Below are 15677 nucleotides of genomic sequence, written 5' to 3'. Positions count from 1 at the left end.
CGCTAGCCTGCGGGTAAACCCGCAAAACAGGGGTCAAAGTCAGCCAGCAAGTGTACTCGCGCAAACCCTGATAAGTCAATTTGTCTTATGTCTTATATAAGATATGATTGCGCCAGCCGAACACCCTTCGACTACCAGATTTCGCATGCCCACCTCGCCCGTCACGCCCCCCTCCAACCCGGCAACTGCACTGCCAGCCGAGGCACGCGCCGAGGGCGAGTTCGCGGGTCAGACAGCGCCGGCCTTCAGCCCGCTGTACCAGCAGATCAAGACGCTCATCCTGCGTAGCCTGCAGGCTGGCGAATGGAAACCGGGCGACGCCATTCCCAGCGAGTTCGATTTGGCCGCGCGCTACCGAGTCAGCCAGGGTACGGTGCGCAAGGCGATCGACGAACTCGCCACCGACAACCTGCTGGTGCGCCGCCAAGGCAAGGGCACCTTCGTCGCGACCCATGCCGAGCAACACATTCAGTACCGTTTTCTGCGCCTGTTGCCCGATACCGGCGATCTCGACAGCCAGGGGCCGGCCGAGCGCCACATCATCGATTGCCGCCGCCAGCGCGCCAGCGCAGAAGTGGCGCGCCAGCTGGGTGCCCGTACCGGCGACCCGGTGCTGCAGGTGCGCCGCGTATTGTCTTTTGACGCGTTGCCAGCGATCCTGGAAGAGATCTGGTTGCCAGGCGGACCGTTTAAGGGCCTGACGGTGGAGACCCTGTCTGATGACAAAGGCCCGATGTACGCCCTGTTCGAGACCCAGTTTGGCGTGCGCATGGTGCGCGCAGTCGAGAAAATCAAGGCGGTTAGCGCCGATGCGGAGGCCGCCGCGCTGCTCAATGTGGCCGAAGGCCAGCCTCTGCTGAGCGTGGAGCGCATCGCCTATACCTACAACGATGTGCCCATGGAGCTGCGGCGCGGCCTCTACCGCACCGACTGCAGGCACTACCGCAATGAGTTGAACTGAGCTGAACGTGCGACACCGAGCGCGTTGCAGGTCAATCGCCCCAGCGTCAGCCTCCAGTATGTTGCCTTGCCCTAGAATTTGAGTCCTGCGCGACCGAGTTACCAAGCCGTTACATCGCCTGCCAACCTCCCGCCCCCACCTCCGCAAGAAAGCCCCTCACCATGACCGAATTGAGCCGCAAGCGGCCCGAGTTCCGCAACATCAATGCGTTCAAGGACCTCACCACCTACCGCCTGCCCCCGGCAGGCTGGGTCTCCATCTTGCACCGCGCCAGCGGCGGCCTGATGTTTGTGCTGCTGCCCCTGATCGTCTGGCTGTTCGACACCTCGATTTCCTCCGAAATCTCGTTCGCGCGCTTCACCTCGGCATTTACGGCCGGCATCGGCTTTATTCCCGGCTGGCTCTTCAAGCTCGTGGTGCTGGCCCTCATCTGGGCCTACCTCCACCACCTCATCGCCGGGCTGCGCCACCTGTTCATGGATGCGCGCCACGCAGTGACCAAGGAATTTGGCAAGTCGTCGGCCATTGTCACGCTGGTGCTGAGCATCGGCCTCACCCTGGTGCTGGGCGCCAAGCTCTTCGGCCTGTACTGAGCAACACCACAAGGATCACCCACCATGTCTGTCAACTACGGTTCCAAACGCGTCGTCACCGGCGCCCACTACGGTCTGCGCGACTGGCTGGCCCAGCGCCTCACCGCCGCCGTGATGGCGGTGTTCACGCTCATCGTCCTGCTGCAGGTGGTGTTCACCTCGGGCCCGATCGGCTACGAATCCTGGGCCGCCATCTTCGCCGCCCAATGGATGAAGGCCCTCACCTTCGTTGTGTTTCTGGCCCTCACCTACCATGTGTGGGTCGGCATGCGCGATATCTGGATGGACTATGTGAAGCCCGCCGGTGTCCGCGTCTTACTGCACGTGTTCACGATGGTCTGGCTGGTCGCCTGTCTGGGCTGGGCCGTTCAAGTTCTCTGGAGGCTCTGATTTCATGTCCGCAACCGCAAATCTTCCCAAGCGTCAATTTGACGTGGTCATCGTCGGTGCCGGCGGCTCTGGCATGCGCGCCTCACTGCAACTGGCCCGCGCTGGTCTCAAGGTCGCCGTGCTGTCCAAGGTGTTCCCGACGCGTTCGCACACCGTGGCCGCCCAGGGCGGCATTGGCGCCTCCCTCGGCAACATGAACGAGGACAACTGGCACTACCACTTCTACGACACCATCAAAGGCTCGGACTGGTTGGGCGACCAGGACGCCATCGAGTTCATGTGCCGCGAAGCGCCCAAGGTCGTGTACGAGCTCGAACACTTCGGCATGCCGTTTGACCGCAACCCCGACGGCACGATTTATCAGCGCCCATTTGGTGGCCACACCGCCAACTACGGTGAGAAGCCGGTGCAGCGCGCCTGTGCCGCGGCAGACCGGACCGGTCACGCCATGCTGCACACGCTCTACCAGCAAAACGTGCAGGCCCGCACCACCTTCTTCGTTGAGTGGATGGCGCTGGACCTGATCCGCGACGAGAGCGGAGACGTCGTGGGCGTGACCGCCCTGGAAATGGAAACCGGCGAAACCTACGTGCTAGAAGCCAAGACCACGCTGCTGGCAACTGGCGGCGCCGGGCGCATCTTCGCGGCGTCCACCAATGCCTTCATCAACACCGGTGACGGTCTGGGCATGGCGGCACGCGCCGGCATCCCGCTGGAAGACATGGAATTCTGGCAGTTCCACCCGACCGGCGTGGCCGGTGCCGGCGTGCTGCTGACCGAAGGCTGCCGTGGAGAAGGCGCGATCCTGCTCAACAGCGAAGGCGAACGCTTCATGGAGCGCTACGCGCCCACCCTGAAAGACCTGGCACCGCGCGACTTCGTCAGCCGTTGCATGGACCAGGAGATCAAGGAAGGCCGTGGCTGCGGACCCAACAAGGACTACGTGCTGCTCAAGCTCGATCACCTGGGGGCCGACACCATCCACAAACGCCTGCCCTCGGTCTACGAGATCGGCGTGAATTTTGCCAACGTCGACATCACCCGCGAACCGATTCCGGTCGTGCCCACCATCCACTACCAGATGGGCGGCATCCCGACCAACATCAACGGCCAGGTCGTCACGCCCGCAGCCGATGGCAGCGGCAAGCAGGAGGTCGTTAATGGCTTGTACGCGGTCGGCGAATGTTCCTGCGTGAGCGTGCACGGCGCCAACCGTCTGGGCACCAACTCCCTGCTCGATCTGCTGGTGTTCGGCCGCGCGGCCGGTAACCACATCGTTCAGCACCACGACAAGACCAAGACCCACAAACCGTTGCCTGCCGACGCGGCCGACAAGACCCTGGCGCGCCTGGCGCGCCTGGACAATGCGACTGACGGCGAATACGCACAGGACGTGGCCAACGACCTGCGCGCCGCGATGCAGCAGCACGCCGGCGTGTTCCGCACCCAGGCCAGCATGGACGAGGGCGTGGAGAAGATCAACGCCATGCGTGCGCGGGTCAACGCCATCGCACTCAAAGACAAGTCCAAGGTCTTCAACACCGCGCGCATCGAAGCGCTGGAGGTGGAAAACCTGATCGAATGCGCCCAGGCCACCATGACGTCGGCTGCTGCGCGCAAGGAATGCCGCGGTGCGCACACGGTCAACGACTACGAGCGCCCAGCCGACGACGCGCAATTCCCGCTCGGCCGCAACGACGCCGAGTGGATGAAGCACACGTTGTGGCACAGCGCAGACAACAGCCTGTCGTACAAGGCGGTCAACCTCAAGCCGCTGACGGTGGAATCCGTTCCGCCAAAAGTCAGAACATTTTGATCACCCAGTGCACCTGCGGCGCCCTGAGCCAACCGCACAGCCGTTAACCGAATTCAGGATCACACCATGTCACTTCGCACATTCAAGATCTACCGCTACGACCCCGAGAAGGACGCCAAGCCCTACATGCAGACCATCGAAGTGGAACTCGACGGTCACGAGCGCATGCTGCTGGACGCACTGGGCAAGCTCAAGAAGGTCGACCCTTCGATCTCGTTCCGTCGCTCCTGCCGCGAAGGCGTGTGCGGGTCGGACGCGATGAACATCAACGGCAAAAACGGTCTGGCCTGCCTGACCAACATGAACACGCTGCCCGGCGTGATCACCCTGAAGCCGCTGCCCGGCCTGCCCGTGGTGCGCGACCTGATCGTGGACATGACGCTGTTTTTCAAGCAGTACAACAGCATCAAACCCTACTTGATCAACGACACCGTGCCGCCCGAAAAAGAGCGCCTGCAAAGCCCGGAGGAGCGCGAAGAACTCAACGGACTCTACGAGTGCATCCTGTGCGCCAGCTGCTCCACCAGCTGCCCGAGCTTCTGGTGGAACCCGGACAAGTTCGTCGGCCCTGCCGGTCTGCTGCAGGCCTACCGCTTCATCGCCGACAGCCGCGATCAGGGCACGGCCGAGCGGCTGGACAACCTGGAAGACCCGTACCGCCTGTTCCGCTGCCACACCATCATGAACTGCGTCGACGTCTGCCCCAAGGGGCTGAACCCGACCAAGGCGATTGGCAAGATCAAGGAAATGATGGTGATGCGCTCGGTCTGAGCGCCCACCTCCAATCACCATGAACGCCACCAGCGACGCGCTGCTCGATGAGCGGGCTCTGAGCAAGTTGCGTTGGCGCTGCCGGCGGGGACTGCTCGAAAACGATTTGTTCATCGAGCGCTTCTTCAGCCGGCATGAATCTGACCTGACTGTCAGTCAGGCCGAAGCTCTGGGGGTTTTAATGGACCTGTCCGACAACGATCTGCTGGATCTGTTGCTGGGCCGAAAGCACCCCGAGGGCGAATTGGCCCGCGCAGACATCAGCCAGGTGCTGGGCATGCTGCGCGCAGCCCGGACCACCGTTTAAGAACGCCATTCGATACCGCGCCACGTGAAGGAAACCGCATGAAACTCGTTGACAACAAAGCCACCCTGTCGTTTTCTAATGGCAGCCCCAGCGTTGAGTTGCCGGTCTACGCCGGCAGCATTGGCCCCGACGTGGTCGACATCCGCAAGCTGTATGCACAGACCGGCATGTTCACCTACGACCCGGGCTTTCTGTCCACCGCCTCCTGCCAGTCGGCCATCACCTACATCGACGGTGACAAGGGAGAGTTGCTGTACCGCGGCTACCCGATCGAGCAGCTGGCCACACACTGCGACTTCCTCGACACCTGCTACCTTCTGCTCAAGGGCGAGCTGCCCGACGACAAGGAGCGCACCGATTTCCATAAGCTCGTGACCAACCACACCATGGTCAACGAGCAGATGCAGTTTTTCCTGCGCGGGTTCCGTCGCGATGCCCATCCCATGGCCATCCTGACCGGGCTGGTGGGTGGCATGTCGGCCTTCTATCACGACAGCACCGACATCAATAACCCGGAACACCGGGAAATCGCGGCCATCCGACTGATCGCCAAGATGCCCACGCTGGTGGCGCTGGCCTACAAGTACAAGTTCGGCCAGCCTTACATGTACCCGCAGAACAGTCTGTCCTATGCGGGCAACTTCATGCGCATGATGTTTGGCACTCCGTGTGAAGAGTACGTTGTCAATCCGGTGCTAGAGAAGGCACTCGACCGCATCTTCATCCTGCACGCCGACCACGAGCAGAACGCGTCTACCTCCACCGTGCGCCTGTGCGCCTCCTCGGGCACCAACCCGTTTGCTGCCATCGCCGCTGGTGTGGCCTGTCTCTGGGGTCCAGCCCACGGTGGCGCCAACGAGGCCTGCCTCAACATGCTCGAAGACATCCAGCGCCAGGGTGGCGTGGCCAAGGTCGGCGAGTTCATGGAGCAGGTGAAGGACAAGAACTCGGGCGTCAAGCTCATGGGCTTCGGTCACCGCGTCTACAAGAACTATGACCCACGCGCCAAGCTGATGCAGGAGACCTGTAACGACGTGCTGGCCGAACTGGGCCTGGAAAACGACCCCCTGTTCAAGCTCGCCAAGGAGCTGGAGAAGATCGCGCTGGAAGACGAGTACTTCGTATCCCGCAAGCTCTACCCCAACGTGGACTTCTACTCTGGCATCGTGCAGCGCGCCATCGGTATCCCGGTCAATCTGTTCACCGGCGTGTTTGCGCTGGCCCGCACCGTGGGCTGGATCGCCCAGCTCAACGAAATGATTGGTGACCCGGAATACAAGATCGGCCGGCCGCGCCAACTGTTCACTGGTTCGCCGCGCCGCGACATGCCACAAGCAGTCGGCCGCTGATCGCGCGACGCGCTCAGGGCCGTTTCATCGGCCCGGCCGCAGCGCCCGCGCCCGCCCCGCGAAATGCCGGGCGGGCGTTTTTTCGGGTGAAGCCCTAAAATCACCGGTTACATCCACCGACCTGACCAAGACCACACACACGCCAAATGGGACGCACCCTCTACGACAAGATCTGGGACGAGCACGTTGTTCACACCGAGGACGACGGCACCTCGGTGCTCTACATCGACCGGCACCTGGTGCACGAAGTCACCAGCCCACAGGCCTTCGAAGGCCTTCGCCAGGCTGGGCGCAAAGTATGGCGGGTGAGCTCCATCGTTGCCACCGCCGACCACAACACGCCCACGACCGGCTGGGAGCACGGCTACGATGGCATCACCGACCCGATCAGCAAAGAGCAGATCGTCACGCTCGACAAGAACATCGCCGAGTTCGGTGCGGCCGCGTTTTTTCCGTTCATGTCCAAACGCCAGGGCATCGTGCACGTGATCGGCCCGGAAAACGGGGCTACCCTGCCAGGTATGACTGTGGTCTGTGGTGACAGCCACACTTCGACCCACGGCGCCTTCGGTGCGCTGGCACACGGCATTGGCACCAGTGAGGTCGAGCATGTCATGGCCACGCAAACGCTGCTGGCCAAGAAGGCCAAGAACATGCTGGTCAAGGTCGAAGGCCAGTTGGGCAAAGGCGTGACCGCGAAGGACATCGTGCTCGCCATCATCGGCAAGATCGGCACCGCTGGCGGCACCGGTTACACCATCGAGTTCGGCGGCAGCGCCATTCGGGCGCTCTCCATCGAAGGCCGCATGACGGTGTGCAACATGGCCATCGAAGCTGGTGCGCGCGCCGGCCTGGTGGCGGTGGACGACAAGACCATCGACTACGTCAAGGGTCGCCCGCTGGCGCCCACTGGCGTGGTGTGGGATCAGGCGGTGGCCTACTGGAAAACGCTGCGCTCCGACGCCGATGCCCACTTCGATTCCGTGGTCGAACTCGATGCGAGCCGCATCGTGCCGCAGGTCACCTGGGGCACCTCACCCGAGATGGTGCTCGGCGTAGACGGCAGCGTGCCCGATCCCGAGAAAGAAAAAGACCCGAACAAGCGCGGCGCGATCGAGAGGGCGCTCACCTACATGGCACTGCAGCCTGGCAAGCCGCTCAACGATATTTTTGTCGACAAGGTGTTCATCGGTTCCTGCACCAACAGCCGCATCGAAGACATGCGCGAAGCGGCGGCCCTGGTGAAAAAGCTGGGGCAAAAAGTAGCCAAGAATGTCAAGCTCGCTATGGTCGTGCCTGGCTCGGGCCTGGTGAAAGCGCAGGCCGAGCGCGAAGGCCTTCACGAGATCTTCAAGGCCGCCGGATTCGAGTGGCGCGAGCCGGGCTGCTCCATGTGCCTGGCCATGAACGCCGACCGGCTGGAGCCCGGCGAACGCTGCGCCTCAACCAGCAACCGCAACTTCGAAGGTCGCCAGGGTGCTGGCGGCCGCACCCACTTGGTTTCCCCCGCTATGGCGGCCGCTGCGGCCATCCATGGTCACTTCGTCGACGTCCGTCAATTTGTCTGAAAGGAAGACGCTATGAAATCCATCGCTGCCATCCTCGCCGCCACCTTCGTGCTGGCTCTGAGCGCCTGCAACACCGTCCAGGGCGTGGGCCAGGACATCCAGAAGGGCGGCCAGGTGCTCGAAGACGCGGCCAAGAAGAAATAATGACGCCGTTCACCTTGCACAAGGGGTTGGTGGCGCCCATCGACCGGGAAAACGTCGACACGGACGCCATCATTCCCAAGCAGTTCCTGAAGTCGATCCGCAAGACTGGCTTCGGGCCCAACCTGTTTGATGAGTGGCGCTACCTCGACAAGGGTGAGCCAGGCCAGGATCCGGCGACGCGCAAGCCCAACCCCGATTTCGTGCTCAACCAGCCGCGCTACGCGGGCGCCTCTGTCCTGCTGGCGCGAAAGAACTTCGGTTGCGGCTCCAGCCGCGAACATGCGCCTTGGGCGATTGAACAGTACGGTTTCCGTGCCCTGATCGCGCCCAGTTACGCAGACATCTTCTACAACAACTGTTTCAAGAACGGCATCCTTCCCATCGTGCTGCCCGAGGCACAGGTGGACCAGTTGTTCAACGACGTGCTGGCGTTCCCAGGCTTCGAGCTGACAATCGATCTGGAGCGCCAGGTGGTGATCAAGCCGCAGGGCGATGAGCTGCCGTTCGAAACGCAGGCGTTTCGCAAATACTGTCTGCTCAACGGTCTGGACGACATCGGTCTCACGCTGCGCCATAAGGACAAAATTGCCGCCTTTGAGTCCGAGCGGCTGGCGACCAAGCCCTGGCTGGCGCAAACGATGTAACAACCCCCGCGCCGCCTGCGGCCTCCCCCCCTCAGGGGGGCGTTACCAGTGGCCCGGCAAAGCCGGTTCCACGGCAGCCTGGAACAGACACTTTTTCTCTCATCCATCCCAATGAAAATCGCAGTTCTCCCCGGTGACGGCATCGGCACCGAAATCGTGGCCGAAGCCGTCAAGGTGCTGGACGTGCTGGGTCTTCCGTTTGAAATGGAATCGGCCCTGGTCGGCGGCGCTGCGTATGAGGCCCACGGTCACCCGCTGCCCGAGTCCACGCTCAAGCTGGCGCAATCGGCCGACGCCATCCTGTTCGGTGCGGTCGGCGACTGGAAGTACGACAAGCTCGACCGCCCGCTGCGCCCTGAGCAGGCCATCCTGGGCTTGCGCAAGCACCTCGGCCTGTTCGCCAACTTTCGCCCCGCCATTTGCTACGAGCAGCTGGTGGGCGCATCCAGCCTCAAGCCCGAGCTCATCTCGGGCCTGGACATCCTCATCATCCGCGAGCTCACCGGCGACATCTACTTTGGCCAGCCGCGTGGGCGTCGCACCGCAGTCGATGGTCACTTTCCCGGTGCGGAGGAAGCCTTTGACACCATGCGCTACTCCAGGCCCGAGATCGAACGCATTGCCCACGTGGCCTTCCAGGCGGCGCGCAAGCGCAACAAGAAGGTGACCAGCGTCGATAAGGCCAACGTGCTCGAGACCTTCCAGTTCTGGAGAGACGTGGTCACCGAGGTGCACGCCCAGTATCCCGACGTGGAGCTGGAGCACATGTATGTCGACAACGCGGCCATGCAGCTGGTCAAGAAGCCCAAGGCTTTTGACGTGGTGGTCACTGGCAACATGTTTGGCGACATCCTGTCCGACGAGGCATCGATGCTGACCGGCTCCATCGGCATGCTTCCCTCGGCATCGCTGAACGCGAAAAACCAGGGCCTGTACGAACCCAGCCATGGCAGCGCGCCGGATATCGCGGGCAAGGGGGTCGCCAATCCGCTGGCGACTATCCTGAGCGCGGCGATGATGTTGCGCTTCAGCCTGAACCAGGAAGCGGCTGCGCAGCGCGTCGAAGCCGCCGTGCAATCCGTGCTGGCCCAGGGCCTGCGCACGCCTGACATCTGGAGCGAAGGCAGCACGCAGGTGAGCACCGTGCAGATGGGAGATGCGGTGGTGCAGGCGCTGGCCTGAAGCTTTGGCTCAGGTCAACCACAAGGGCAGCTCCGGCTGCCTTTGTGTTTTTCGGCCCAACAGCCCGACGTTGTCAGCCGGCGACAAGCCCTGCTCCGCTACAATCCCAGCCATGATTGCCGCCTACCCGTTCACCTTGAACACCGCTTGTGCCGACAGGGCAGCAGCGGTTGCGCGCGCAATCAACACCAAAACCACGACCATCACGGGCTGATCCAGCCTGGTTCGTCGTGCGCCCTCCCGGCCAGACGAGCCGGGTAAGCCGGTCTGGTCTGGACCTGTTGATTCACTGAAGAGGGCAAAAAATGAGCAAATTGGTTGGTCTGGTCGGCTGGCGTGGCATGGTCGGCTCGGTGTTGATGGATCGCATGGTCGAGGAACAGGACTTCGACCTGATCGAGCCCCTGTTTTTTTCGACCTCCAACGCCGGCGGCAATGCCCCGGCCATGGCGAAAAACGAAACCACGCTGCAAGACGCACACAACATCGACGCGCTCAAGCGCTGCGACATCGTCATCACTGCGCAGGGCGGTGACTACACGACCGAGGTGTACCCAAAGTTACGGGCCGCGGGCTGGAAAGGCCACTGGATCGACGCTGCCTCCACGCTGCGCATGGAGAAAGACGCCGTCATCATCCTCGACCCGGTGAACATGCCGGTGATCAAGGACGCGTTGGCCAAGGGCGGCAAGAACTGGGTGGGCGGTAACTGCACGGTGAGCTGCATGCTCATGGGCGTGGGCGCGCTGTACAAGGCTGGGCTGGTGGAGTGGATGAGCACCCAGACCTACCAGGCGGCTTCTGGCGGCGGCGCGCAGCACATGCGCGAGCTGCTCACCCAGTACGGCACGCTCAACGCCGAAGTCAAGGCGCTGCTGGACGACCCCAAGAGCGCCATCCTGGAAATCGACCGCAAGGTGATCGCCAAGCAGCGCGCGCTCTCGGACGCGGAAACCGCCAACTTCGGCGTGCCGTTGGGCGGCTCGCTCATCCCGTGGATCGACAAGGACCTGGGCAACGGAGTGTCCAAGGAAGAGTGGAAAGGCATGGCCGAAACCAACAAGATCCTAGGACTGGGCGAAGGCTTCGGCTCGGCGCCCATTCCGGTCGACGGTTTCTGTGTGCGCGTGGGCGCCATGCGCTGCCACAGCCAGGCGCTGACCTTCAAGCTGAAGAAAGAGGTGCCAGTGGCCGACATCGAAGCCATGATCGCGGCCGACAATCCCTGGGCCAAGGTGGTGCCCAACACACGCGAGGCCACCATCCGGGACCTGACCCCCGTGGCCGTGACCGGCACCATGAACATCCCGGTCGGGCGCATCCGCAAGCTGGCCATGGGCCCTGAGTACGTGGGCGCCTTCACCATCGGTGACCAGCTGCTCTGGGGAGCTGCCGAGCCGCTGCGCCGCATGTTGCGCATCCTGCTATCGGCCTGAATGTCAGCAATGGAAACCGCGCCTGGCTCCCTTCGAGCCCGGCGCCAGCGTTGTGACTCCACAACGCAGAGGCACCACAAACCCGACCAACGGGCTCCTTGGAAACTCAAGCGGATTCTCAGCTTGTCACCCTAATGCGTTGATGTTAAGGTCAATTCTCGGTTCTTTACGTCGAGGTCCAAGTGCCATCCACCACCCGCAATATTCCATCCAAAACGGCCTCGTCGTCCCTCAAAAAGCCCACTTCAGTCGGTCTGAGCCGGTTACACGCAGTTGCCGCTGCGGTGGTGCTTTGCACCGGGCTCGCGCACACCTCTGACGCACTCGCGCTGGCGCTGGGTCGCATCGCGGTGCAGTCGGCCCTGGGTGAGCCGCTGAGGGCCGAAATCGACGTGCCCGACATCAGCGCGGAGGAGGCGTCGAGCCTGCGCGTGGGTCTGGCCTCGCCCGAAGCGTTTCGCGCCGCCGGCATGGAATTCAACCCAGCGTTGGGCAGTGCTCAGATCAGTCTGCAGCGCCGCCCGGATGGCCGTGCGTTTCTGCGCCTGACCAGCCCGCGCCCAATCAACGAGCCCTTTGTCGACCTCATCGTCGAGGCCAACTGGGCCTCTGGTCGCATCCTGCGCGACTACACGCTGCTGATCGATCCGCCCAAGATACGCGCTGCGACACCCGTGGCTCCGGTTCCCGCCGCTGCTGCGCCCGCCAGGCCCACGCCAGCCCCAGCGCCGGCGCCCGTCGCTGCCCAGCCCCTTCCGCCCGTGGTGGCACCAGCGGCAAGGGCGCCTGCCCAAGCGCCAGTTCGTGCGCCAGCCGCAGCTCAGCCCGCTGCAGCACCCCAAGCCGCCGGCGGCCAAGTCCGCGTGCGCGCTGGCGACACTGCCGGGCGCATTGCCAACGCCAACCGTCCGGCAAACGTGTCGCTGGACCAGATGTTGGTCGCCATGCTGCGCGCCAACCCGGACGCCTTCATCGACGGCAACGTGAACCGCGTCAAGGCCGGGTCCATCATCGACCTCCCTGGCGCCGCCGATGCAGGCAGCACCTCCGCCGGTGAGGCCCGGCAGATCATCGCGGCCCAGAGCCGAGATTTCAACGAATTCCGCCGCAGCCTGGCCAACCGTGTTCCTGCAGCCGCCGTCGACGCTGGTAGCCGCGAGGCAGCCGGTCGCGTGCAGGCCGAAGTGCAAGACCAAGCGCCCGCGGCCCCCGCGCAGGACAAGCTCACGCTTTCCAAAGGCGACACCCCCGCAGCGACCGCGGCCGAAGAGAAGATCGCCCAGGATCGGCAAGCGCAAGATGCATCGACCCGGGTCGCCGAACTCTCTCGCAACATCGACGAACTGGCCAAGCTCGGTACCACCACGGCAGCCGCCACCGCCGCCGCCAGCGCCTCGCCGGGTGCCACACCAACCAGTGCGGTGACCCTGCCGGGCGCGGTGCCCACCACAACCGAAACAACGGCTTCCACGCCAGAGGCCGATACCGCCACGGCGACCGCCCCCACCGAAGCCGCGCCGGCCGTGGCCGAGCCAGCTCCCGCCGCGGCACCTGCACCGCTGCCTGTGCCCGAACCCATGCTTCAAGAGCCATCGCTGCTTGAGCAATTGCAGGAAAACCCCTTGGTGCTGCCCGCTGCGGGTGGCCTGCTGGCCTTGCTGGCGGGCTTTGGCCTGTACCGGATGCGCCAGCGCAAGAAAGGCGCCGGTGTCGACAGCTCCTTCCTCGAAAGCCGGCTGCAGCCTGACTCGTTTTTTGGCTCCAGTGGTGGCCAGCGCATCGACACCGCCGAAGCCAGCGCTTCGGGTTCGTCCATGGTGTATTCGCCCAGCCAGCTGGATGCAGCCGGTGACGTGGACCCGGTCGCCGAAGCCGATGTCTACCTGGCCTATGGCCGCGACCTGCAGGCCGAGGAAATCCTCAAAGAGGCCATGCGCAGCACGCCCACCCGTGTCGCCATCCACAACAAGTTGCTGGAGATCTACGCCAAGCGCCGCGACGCCAAGGCCTTCGAGGTTGTGGCCACCGAGGCCTACGCCCTGACACAGGGCCAAGGCCCAGAATGGGAACAAGCATGCGCGCTGGGTAAGGAGCTGGATCCGAGCAACCCGCTGTACCAGCCAGGTGGTGCGCCCGCTCAAAAGGTCGTGGCCATGACGGCCGCCGGTGGCGCCATGACAGTGCCGTTTGGCAGCAGCACGATGTCAGAGACCACGGGCCGGGTCGGCGAAGGCGCTCTGGATCTGGACCTTGACTTCTCGACGGACGAGCCCGCAGTGGCCGCCGACGACGTGATGTCGGCGCTGGACGACTTGAAGAACACCGAGGCACTCACCGAAGCCAAAGCACCCGAGGCCCTGGCACCCGAATCAGGACCCATGGACTTCGATCTGGACTTCCCTTCTGAGCCGGCGCCCCTGCAGGCGGCCAAGTCTGATGAAGCCGCACCTGCGCCAGCGCCCGACGTGCCTATGTTCGACGACAGTGAGGTCCTGCCAGACTTTGCGCTCGACGCACCTTCGGAGCCAGCCCCCTTGGCTGAAGTCGAGCTCGGATTGCCCGAGTCCGCGGCCGCTGCAACGGCTGTGGAGAACAACGAGCTGATGTCCTTCGACCTGAGCAACATCAACCTCGATCTGGACACGCCAGAGCCCGCCGCAGCGGTGGACAAAGACCTGTCCGAAGAAAACCCGCTGGAAACCAAACTCTCGCTGGCCGAAGAGTTCCGGGCCATTGGCGACTTGGAAGGCGCGCGGTCGCTGGCGGAAGAAGTCTTGGCAGAAGCCTCGGGCACGCTCAAGACCAAGGCCAGCACCTTCCTGAGCGATCTGGCCTGAGGCCGGGGCCGGCTCGCGCGTCCGTGCCTTGAGCGCTACCGTACCCGAGTCCACGGCCCCCGACGTTCACACGCTACAGCGCATGGCGCTCGGCGTGAGCTACAACGGTCGGGCGTTTGAAGGCTGGCAAAGCCAGGCCAGCGGCCTCACCGTGCAGGACCACCTGGAGCAGGCGCTGGCGACCTTCTGTGCCCTGCCCCGCGTGCAAACCCTGTGCGCCGGTCGTACCGACTCCGGTGTGCACGGCCTGATGCAGGTGGTGCACTTCGACTCCCCACTGGACCGGATCGACAACGCCTGGGTACGCGGCACCAACCGCTTCCTGCCCGACACCATCGCGGTGCAATGGGCGCAGCGCGTCCCTTCCAGCTTTCATGCCCGCGCCAGTGCCCGAGCACGCCGCTACGCCTATGTGTTGCTTGAGTCACCCGTGCGGCCCAGTGTCGACAACGGCCAGGTGGGCTGGGTTTTTCGACCGTTGCAGATGGATGCCATGGTAAGTGCGGCGCAGGTCCTGGTCGGCGAGCACGATTTCAGCTCGTTCCGCGCCTCCAGCTGCCAAGCCCACAGCCCGGTCAAACACATGCTGCGCATCGCCATCACGCGCCGGGGCGCCTACTGGCGTTTCGAGTTCGAGGCCACCGCCTTCCTGCACCACATGATCCGCAACATCATGGGCTGCCTAATCGCCATCGGATCCGGCAAACAGCCGGTTCAGTGGATGATGGAGGTGCTGGCGGCCCGCAGCCGCGACGCCGCCGCGCCCACCTTTTCTCCCGACGGTTTGTACTTCCTTGGACCGGTTTACGATGCGTCGTGGGGTTTGCCGGACCGCACGCCCGCATTTGACTGGCTGCCTTAGCCCACCCCCGACCCGGACTCACGCTGTGAGCCCTTCGCCCCCTCAAGGGGACGGCACGAGTGGCCTGGCAAAACCAGCTCTACCGTGCCCCTGAACAAATGTCACCCTCGCATTCGATGAGCCCGCACCGAACACGCATCAAAATTTGTGGACTGACACAAGAAGCTGACGTCGACGCCGCAGTGCATGCCGGCGCCGACGCGATCGGCTTTGTGCTGTACCCACACAGCCCACGCTCTGTCTCGCCCGAGCGCGCGGGGGAGTTGGCGCGCCGCCTGCCCTGCTTTGTCACGCCGGTGCTGCTGTTCGTCAACGCCAGCCCGGAATTCATAGCGCAAGGCACCGAGGCCGTTCCGCAGGCTTTGCTGCAATTTCATGGCGACGAAACGCCCGACGACTGCCTGTCCGCCGGGCGCCCATACATCCGGGCTGCTCGGATTGCCCCCGGCCCGACGGGTGCCGGCTTCGATCTCTTAAAATACGCGCTGGACTTTGCTTCTGCCCAGGCTATCCTGCTCGACACCCATGTCACAGGTTATGGCGGTAGCGGCCAATGTTTTGACTGGACAGCTTTCCCTTGGTCACATCCTCAACTAAACGCCAGCTCTCGCCTCGTTTTGTCTGGTGGACTCGACGCAGCAAACGTGATCGATGGCATCACGCAAGTGCGGCCCTGGGCCGTTGATGTGAGTTCCGGCGTCGAAGCCCGCGCACCCGATGGTGCGGTGATCAAGGGCAGCAAAGACGCCGCCCGAATGAGCGCCTTTGTGGCTGCGGTCCGCGCAGCCGATGCGCAGTTATTCCGCCCGAGCTGAAG

Annotated in this window: 15 protein-coding genes; all 15 read left to right on the top strand. The window is 63.6% G+C overall.

Annotated features, from left to right (window positions below; genetic code table 11):
• Nucleotides 1–145 precede the first annotated feature (145 nt).
• The 15 genes from GPT34_RS09425 (at nt 146) to GPT34_RS09355 (ending at nt 15675) form a co-directional block, all read left to right on the top strand.
• Nucleotides 146–961, top strand: coding sequence for a GntR family transcriptional regulator (locus tag GPT34_RS09425; RefSeq protein WP_291011463.1), 816 nt, complete (start codon nt 146–148; stop codon nt 959–961).
• A 161-nt stretch (nt 962–1122) separates the two neighbouring features.
• On the top strand, nt 1123–1554 hold the full coding sequence (gene sdhC / locus GPT34_RS09420) for a succinate dehydrogenase, cytochrome b556 subunit (protein WP_291011461.1): 432 nt from the start codon (nt 1123–1125) through the stop codon (nt 1552–1554).
• Between the two features lie 24 nt (nt 1555–1578).
• A complete protein-coding gene (gene sdhD, locus GPT34_RS09415) occupies nt 1579–1944 on the top strand; it encodes a succinate dehydrogenase, hydrophobic membrane anchor protein (protein WP_291011459.1) in 366 nt (121 codons plus the stop codon).
• 4 nt (nt 1945–1948) lie between these two features.
• A complete protein-coding gene (sdhA, locus tag GPT34_RS09410; RefSeq protein ID WP_291011457.1) occupies nt 1949–3760 on the top strand; it encodes a succinate dehydrogenase flavoprotein subunit in 1812 nt (603 codons plus the stop codon).
• 66 nt (nt 3761–3826) lie between these two features.
• A complete protein-coding gene (locus GPT34_RS09405) occupies nt 3827–4531 on the top strand; it encodes a succinate dehydrogenase iron-sulfur subunit (protein WP_291011455.1) in 705 nt (234 codons plus the stop codon).
• Between the two features lie 19 nt (nt 4532–4550).
• Nucleotides 4551–4838 (top strand): succinate dehydrogenase assembly factor 2, encoded by a 288-nt coding sequence (locus tag GPT34_RS09400; protein ID WP_291011452.1) that lies wholly within the window; start codon nt 4551–4553, stop codon nt 4836–4838.
• A 38-nt stretch (nt 4839–4876) separates the two neighbouring features.
• A complete protein-coding gene (locus GPT34_RS09395) occupies nt 4877–6187 on the top strand; it encodes a citrate synthase (RefSeq protein WP_291011449.1) in 1311 nt (436 codons plus the stop codon).
• A gap of 146 nt (nt 6188–6333) precedes the next feature.
• Nucleotides 6334–7755: a 3-isopropylmalate dehydratase large subunit gene (leuC, locus tag GPT34_RS09390; RefSeq protein WP_291011446.1), complete on the top strand. Its 1422-nt coding sequence runs from the start codon at nt 6334–6336 to the stop codon at nt 7753–7755.
• Between the two features lie 12 nt (nt 7756–7767).
• Nucleotides 7768–7899, top strand: a complete 132-nt coding sequence (locus GPT34_RS09385) for an entericidin A/B family lipoprotein (protein ID WP_291011443.1) — start codon at nt 7768–7770, stop codon at nt 7897–7899.
• Nucleotides 7899–8543 (top strand): 3-isopropylmalate dehydratase small subunit, encoded by a 645-nt coding sequence (gene leuD, locus GPT34_RS09380; RefSeq protein ID WP_291011441.1) that lies wholly within the window; start codon nt 7899–7901, stop codon nt 8541–8543. The genes GPT34_RS09385 and leuD overlap by 1 nt, the downstream gene beginning before the upstream one ends.
• 111 nt (nt 8544–8654) lie before the next feature.
• Nucleotides 8655–9725, top strand: a complete 1071-nt coding sequence (gene leuB, locus GPT34_RS09375; protein WP_291011438.1) for a 3-isopropylmalate dehydrogenase — start codon at nt 8655–8657, stop codon at nt 9723–9725.
• A 305-nt stretch (nt 9726–10030) separates the two neighbouring features.
• Nucleotides 10031–11161 carry an aspartate-semialdehyde dehydrogenase gene (gene asd / locus GPT34_RS09370; protein ID WP_291011435.1) on the top strand — a complete coding sequence of 377 codons (1131 nt, stop codon included), beginning with the start codon at nt 10031–10033 and terminating at the stop codon, nt 11159–11161.
• A gap of 182 nt (nt 11162–11343) precedes the next feature.
• Nucleotides 11344–13998 (top strand): FimV/HubP family polar landmark protein, encoded by a 2655-nt coding sequence (locus GPT34_RS09365; protein ID WP_291011433.1) that lies wholly within the window; start codon nt 11344–11346, stop codon nt 13996–13998.
• A gap of 82 nt (nt 13999–14080) precedes the next feature.
• Nucleotides 14081–14860, top strand: coding sequence for a tRNA pseudouridine(38-40) synthase TruA (gene truA, locus GPT34_RS09360; protein ID WP_291011606.1), 780 nt, complete (start codon nt 14081–14083; stop codon nt 14858–14860).
• Nucleotides 14861–14958: 98 nt separating this feature from the next.
• A complete protein-coding gene (locus tag GPT34_RS09355; protein ID WP_291011431.1) occupies nt 14959–15675 on the top strand; it encodes a phosphoribosylanthranilate isomerase in 717 nt (238 codons plus the stop codon).
• Nucleotides 15676–15677 lie beyond the last annotated feature (2 nt).

It is taken from the genome of Hydrogenophaga sp. (assembly GCF_011390835.1).
GTDB lineage: Bacteria > Pseudomonadota > Gammaproteobacteria > Burkholderiales > Burkholderiaceae_C > Hydrogenophaga.
Note: the sequence above shows the minus strand (reverse complement) of the source record. Positions and strands in the feature narration are given on the sequence as shown.

Coding starts and splice junctions, on each gene's coding strand:
- leuC (WP_291011446.1), top strand. CDS start 6,334: ATGGGACGCACCCTCTACGACAAGATCTGGGACGAGCACGTTGTTCAC.
- GPT34_RS09395 (WP_291011449.1), top strand. CDS start 4,877: ATGAAACTCGTTGACAACAAAGCCACCCTGTCGTTTTCTAATGGCAGC.
- sdhD (WP_291011459.1), top strand. CDS start 1,579: ATGTCTGTCAACTACGGTTCCAAACGCGTCGTCACCGGCGCCCACTAC.
- GPT34_RS09355 (WP_291011431.1), top strand. CDS start 14,959: ATGTCACCCTCGCATTCGATGAGCCCGCACCGAACACGCATCAAAATT.
- leuD (WP_291011441.1), top strand. CDS start 7,899: ATGACGCCGTTCACCTTGCACAAGGGGTTGGTGGCGCCCATCGACCGG.
- truA (WP_291011606.1), top strand. CDS start 14,081: ATGGCGCTCGGCGTGAGCTACAACGGTCGGGCGTTTGAAGGCTGGCAA.
- GPT34_RS09425 (WP_291011463.1), top strand. CDS start 146: ATGCCCACCTCGCCCGTCACGCCCCCCTCCAACCCGGCAACTGCACTG.
- asd (WP_291011435.1), top strand. CDS start 10,031: ATGAGCAAATTGGTTGGTCTGGTCGGCTGGCGTGGCATGGTCGGCTCG.
- GPT34_RS09400 (WP_291011452.1), top strand. CDS start 4,551: ATGAACGCCACCAGCGACGCGCTGCTCGATGAGCGGGCTCTGAGCAAG.
- GPT34_RS09405 (WP_291011455.1), top strand. CDS start 3,827: ATGTCACTTCGCACATTCAAGATCTACCGCTACGACCCCGAGAAGGAC.
- sdhA (WP_291011457.1), top strand. CDS start 1,949: ATGTCCGCAACCGCAAATCTTCCCAAGCGTCAATTTGACGTGGTCATC.
- sdhC (WP_291011461.1), top strand. CDS start 1,123: ATGACCGAATTGAGCCGCAAGCGGCCCGAGTTCCGCAACATCAATGCG.
- leuB (WP_291011438.1), top strand. CDS start 8,655: ATGAAAATCGCAGTTCTCCCCGGTGACGGCATCGGCACCGAAATCGTG.
- GPT34_RS09385 (WP_291011443.1), top strand. CDS start 7,768: ATGAAATCCATCGCTGCCATCCTCGCCGCCACCTTCGTGCTGGCTCTG.